This window comes from Sporichthya sp. (assembly GCF_013815995.1).
Lineage (GTDB): Bacteria > Actinomycetota > Actinomycetes > Sporichthyales > Sporichthyaceae > Sporichthya.
Map to the genome: position 1 here is coordinate 1 of NZ_JACDFE010000278.1, position 5004 is coordinate 5004.

Below are 5004 nucleotides of genomic sequence, written 5' to 3' on the forward strand. Positions count from 1 at the left end.
GGGCGGACCCAACCGCGGCTTCGGCGGGGCCGACCGTGGCGGTCTCGGCGGTCCGGGTGCGGAAAACGGCTCCCGCGGCTCCGGCGGGATCGGCGCGGCCACCCTGAGCGCACCCGGTGCCGGCGGCGGTGGCGGTGGTGGCTACTTCGGTGGCGGTGGCGGTGGCAGCAGCGTGCCGACCGAAGCCGTCATGCGGGCCTCAGACGTGAAGGTCATCAGTGGCGGAGCCGGGGGCGGCAGCGGGTTCGTGGCCAGCGCCGGCCCGGGCGTCCGGCTGAGCAAGGCGTCGGTGGGGGCCGGTTCGATCTCCGGTCCCGGCGACATCGAGATCTCCTACCCGGCTCCCGCCGCGGACGACGCCGACACGGCGTCGCCCGCGCGCGGGGACCGCAAGGTCAGTGCTCGCCGGACTGCCCGGCGGCGTCCGGCGCGAAGTGGTACCCCATCCCGGGGTCGGTGATCAGGTAGCGCGGGCGGGCCGGATCCGGTTCGAGCTTGCGCCGCAACTGCGCCATGTAGACGCGCAGGTAGTTGGTCTCGGTGCCGTAGCTCGGTCCCCAGACCTCCTGCAGCAGTGTCTTCGACGGGACGTAGCGGCCGGCGTGGCGGACCAGCACCTCGAGCAACGCCCACTCGGTCGGAGTCAGGCGCACCTCGCCGGCCGCCGTGACCACCCGTCGCGTCCTCAGGTCGACGGTGAAGTCCGGTGTCGTCACCACCGAACCGCCGGTCTCCTCCACCGGGGCCGCGCGGCGCAGGGCCGCCCGCACCCGGGCCAGCAGTTCGTCCATCCCGAAGGGCTTGGTCACGTAGTCGTCCGCGCCGGCGTCCAACGCGGCGACCTTCTGCGACTGGTCCTCACGGGCGGACAGCACGACGATCGGGGCCCGCGACCACGCTCGCAGCCCCAGGATCACCTCGACGCCGTCCAGGTCCGGCAGGCCGAGGTCGAGCACGACGACATCCGGCGGCTTGCGGGCCGCGAGGGCCAGGGCTGACGCTCCGTCAGCGGCGTCGACCACTTCGTAGCCGCGGGCCTTGAGGTTGATGCCCAGCGCGCGCCGCAGCGTGTCGTCGTCGTCGACGATGAGGACGCGAGCCGCGCCGTCCTGATGCCCCGTCATGTGCCGACCTGACCGGCGACGGGAACCGTCACTGTCATCGTGAGCCCGCCGCCTTCGGTCGCGGACGGCTCGACGGTGCCGCCGACCGCCTCGGTGAACCCACGGGCGATGGCCAGTCCGAGGCCCACCCCAGGTCCGCCGCGATCGTCGAGGCGCTGGAACGGGGTGAACATCGCTTCCCACTGTTCCGGCGGCACCCCCGGTCCCCGGTCCAGCACGGACAACCGCAACGACCGGCGGTCCGGAGCGAGCGCGCCGGCCACCTGCACCGGGATGCCCGGCGGGGCGAACCGACGGGCGTTGTCGACCAGGTTGGCCACCACCCGCTCCAGCAGCCCGTCGTCGGTGCTGGCGTGCGGCAGGTCGTCCGGCACGTCGACGTCGACCACGCCATGGTCGAGGCCGAGCAGCGCGCGGGCGACCACCTCGTCGAGGGCCACCGGCGCCAGGTGCACCGAGAGCACCCCGGCCTGCAACCGGCTCATCGCCAGCAGGTTGGCGACGAGTTCGCCGAGGCGGTCCGCCGAGGACTCGATCTGGGCCAGGAATTCCGCCCGCTCCTCCTCGCTCCACTCGATGTCCGGCTGGCGCAGGCTGGACACCGCCACCTTCACCCCGGCCAGGGGCGTGCGCAGGTCATGGCCCACGGCCGCGAGCAACGCCGAGCGCAAGCGGTCCACTTCGGCCAGTTCCCGGGCGCGCGAGGCTTCCTCGGCCAGGCGCTGGGCCTCCCAGGCCCGGGCCGCCGCGACGGCCAGGCGCTGCAGCAGGCGCTTGTCGGCGGCGAAGAGCTCAGGGCCCTCGGCGACCAGGCGCATGCCGTCGCCGGCATCGGCGAAGATTACCGGCCGGCCCTCCAGCACCGCGCCGACGAGGCCGACCGGGCGATTGCCGGTGGGCCCCCCTGCGAGTAAGGCCACCGAGGTCATCCCGAAGGTGTCGCGCACCTGGGTGAGCACGTCGACCAGGGAGCTCTCCCCCACCGAGGCGGCGGAGACCCGGGAGAGCAGGTCCGCCTCGATCCGTTCCCGTGCCGCGATCACCCGGGCCCGCGCGGCGAGCTCAACGGTCACGCTGACCCCGACCGCGACCAGGACGAAGGTCACCAGCGCGATGACGTCGAGCCGGTGCGTGACGTCCCAGTGGCCGTACGGCTCGGTGAAGTAGTGCGTGGAAAGCACGAGTGCGGCGGCGGCGGCCGCGACCGCCGGCAGTACGCCGCCCAGCACCGAGACGACCACGACCGCGAGCACGTAGAGCAGCAGCACGCTCTCCAGGTCCAGGTGCTCGCGAACCTGGACCATCACCACCGTCATCAGCGGCAGCACGGCGGCCGCGGCGGCGAAGGCCGTCAGCCGGCGGGTGCGCGGCAAGGCGCTGCCAGGGCCCAGCAAGCGGGCGCCTGGCTCGCGGGTCAGCTCGCCGCTCGGCACGGCGCCCAGTCTGCCCTGGCCCTCGCTCGGGATCAGCCCACCGGTGTGCGGCGCGCGCTTCTTAGCGCCTGCTGTCGTCTGCGTCACGACCGGCGGCGGAGCCGAGCTGCCAGGGGACGCTGGTGACCATGACGCCGGGCTGGAAGAGCAGCCGGGCCTTGAGCCGCAGCGGGGTCTGGTTGTGCAGGAGCTGCTCCCACCACTTGCCGACGACATACTCCGGGACGAACACACAGATCACGTCACGTGGACTCGAGGTCCGCACGTTGCGTACGTAGTCCAGGACCGGCCGGGTCACCTCGCGGTAGGGCGAGTCCAGGACCGTCAGCGGGATTTCGATGTCGTGCTCACTCCAGGCCCGCAACAGCTCCACGGTGCCGTCCGGTGAGGTCTGCACCGTCAGCGCGACCAGGGTGTCCGGCCGGGTGGCCCGGGCGAAGGCCAGCGCCCGCAAGGTCGGGGTGTGCAGTTTGGAGACCAGAACGATGCCGTGGATCCGGCTCGGGAGGGTGATGCCGCCCTTGATCGGGGTGAGCTCGGCGGTCAGCTGGTCGTAGTGGTTGGCGATCTTGCGCATCATCGCGAACAGCAGAGGGACGGCCGCGATGACAACCCACGCGCCGTCAAGGAAGTCGGTGATCAGCACAACCGCGAGGACGGTGCCGGTACAGACGAACCCGACCGTGTTCACGGTCCGGTCGCGATGGATCCGGCGGCGCCGAGCCGGATCGGACGCGCCGACCTCGCCCGACCGCAGCATCCTCGTCCAGTGCCGGGCCAGCCCGACCTGACCCAGCGTCAGAGAGATGAAGACGGCGACGATATACATCCCGACCAGGCGAGTGACGTCCGCGTCCACGACGTACACGAGCAGGCCGGCGGCGACGGCCAGGGCGATGATGCTGTTGCTGTAGGAGAGCCGGTCACCGCGCTGGCTGAGCTGGCGGGGCAGAAACCGGTCCCGGGACAGGATCGAGCCGAGCTGGGGGAAGCCGTTGAACGAGGTGTTCGCGGCGAAGAACAGGATCAGGGTGGTGGCGAAGGCCAGGGCGACGAACGCCACCGAGCCGTCCCCGAAGACCGCCTCGGCCATCTGGGCGATGATCGGGTCCTGCTCGTAGTCCGGCCCGGCCGGAACCCCGTTGATCAGGATCTCGCGGGCCGGGTCGTCGGCCACCTTGAAATCGGTGAGCGCGGCGAGGGTGACCAGGCCGGTGAACATGCAGATCGCCATGATCCCCATCAGCAACAGGATGATCGAGGCGTTGCGCCCTTTCGGCTCGCGAAAGGCCGGCACCCCGTTGGCCGATTGCTCCACGCCGGCCAGGGCGACACTTCCGGCGCAGAACGCGCGGACGATCAGGAACACCAGCGCGAACCCGGTGACCTTGCCCGACTGGGCGATCACCTCGTACTCGGCGCTCGGCGCCTTCACGTCGTCGTCGAGCACAAGCACCCGGAAAAGTCCGACGACGACCAGGACCAGCACACCCGCGACGAAGCTGTAGGCCGGGATCGCGAACCAGAACCCGGATTCCGCGATGCCGCGCAGGTTCAACAGCATCAGCACGCCGATGACGACCAGCGCGCTTGGCACCCGGTGCTCGGCCACGAAAGGCACCGCTGCCCCGAGGTTCTCCACACCCGCCGAGACCGAGACCGCCACCGTGACCACGTAGTCCACCAGCAGGGCGCTGGCCACGGTGAGGCCGCCGGTTCGGCCGAGGTTGGCCATGGCGACGTCGTAGTCGCCACCGCCGCCGGGATAGGCCCGCACGCTCTGCCGGTAGGAGGAGATCACCACCACCATCAGCAGTGCGACCGTCAGGGCGAACCAGGTGGCCTCCTGGAAGTACGCCGTCCCGGCGACCGAGAGCACCAGGAAGATCTCCTGCGGCGCGTAGGCCACCGAGGACAGCGGGCCGCTGGCGAAGATCGCCAACCCCACCCGCTTGGGGAGCAGCGTGTCGCCGAGCCGGTCGCTCCGCATCGGGGTCCCCAGCAGGATGCGCTTGGGGACCCGGGTGAAGTTCACGGGGAGAAGCCAACACTGTGCCTCGCCCGCGGCGCACGCGGCCCCACGACTTGAGCACCGAGACGGTGATAGGACCTGTCGCTCAGTTGCGGGGGTCAGCGCCGGCGGAGCAGGGCCAGGAACATGGCATCGGTCCCATGCCGGTGCGGCCAGAGCTGGACGTGGGGGCCGTCGCCGAGGTCCGGGACGCCGGGCAGGTACGGCCGGGCGTCGACGAGTTCGGTCCCGAGGTCCCGCTTGGTGGCATCCGCGACGGCGGCGTGCAGGACCCCGCGCGTCTCCCCCGGGTGCGGCGAGCAGGTGACGTAGGCGATCAGGGCGCCGGGGCGGGCGGCCGCGATTGCGCCCACCAGGAGCTTGCGCTGGAGGTCGAACAGGCGGCCGACGTCGCCGGGCTCGCGCCGCCACCGGC

At 71.7% G+C, this 5004-nt stretch carries 3 protein-coding genes and 2 pseudogenes; 1 reads left to right on the forward strand and 4 read right to left on the reverse strand.

The genetic code is table 11. From position 1 onward, the window contains the following. Positions 1-460, forward strand: a pseudogene (locus tag H0X00_RS21440) (hypothetical protein); the annotation flags it as partial. On the opposite strand, the gene H0X00_RS21445 reads toward H0X00_RS21440, so the two are convergent. The 4 genes and pseudogenes from H0X00_RS21445 to H0X00_RS21460 form a co-directional block, all read right to left on the reverse strand. Next, entirely contained in the window at positions 396-1124 is a 729-nt protein-coding gene (locus tag H0X00_RS21445) for a response regulator (protein WP_293774665.1), read from the reverse strand. The pseudogene H0X00_RS21440 and the gene H0X00_RS21445 overlap by 65 nt on opposite strands. Beyond that, the gene (locus tag H0X00_RS21450; RefSeq protein ID WP_293774666.1) at positions 1121-2644 is read right to left on the reverse strand and encodes an ATP-binding protein; all 1524 of its coding nucleotides are present in this window, start codon (positions 2642-2644) and stop codon (positions 1121-1123) included. Before H0X00_RS21450 ends, H0X00_RS21445 begins: the two co-directional genes overlap by 4 nt. Then, on the reverse strand, positions 2619-4592 hold the full coding sequence (locus H0X00_RS21455) for an APC family permease (protein ID WP_293774667.1): 1974 nt from the start codon (positions 4590-4592) through the stop codon (positions 2619-2621). Before H0X00_RS21455 ends, H0X00_RS21450 begins: the two co-directional genes overlap by 26 nt. Before the next feature lie 95 nt (positions 4593-4687). Beyond that, positions 4688-5004, reverse strand: a pseudogene (locus H0X00_RS21460) (rRNA cytosine-C5-methyltransferase); the annotation flags it as partial.

Bases quoted from the DNA above. Each gene is read 5' to 3' on its own strand.
- H0X00_RS21445 (WP_293774665.1), bottom strand. From the start codon at position 1,124: ATGACGGGGCATCAGGACGGCGCGGCTCGCGTCCTCATCGTCGACGAC.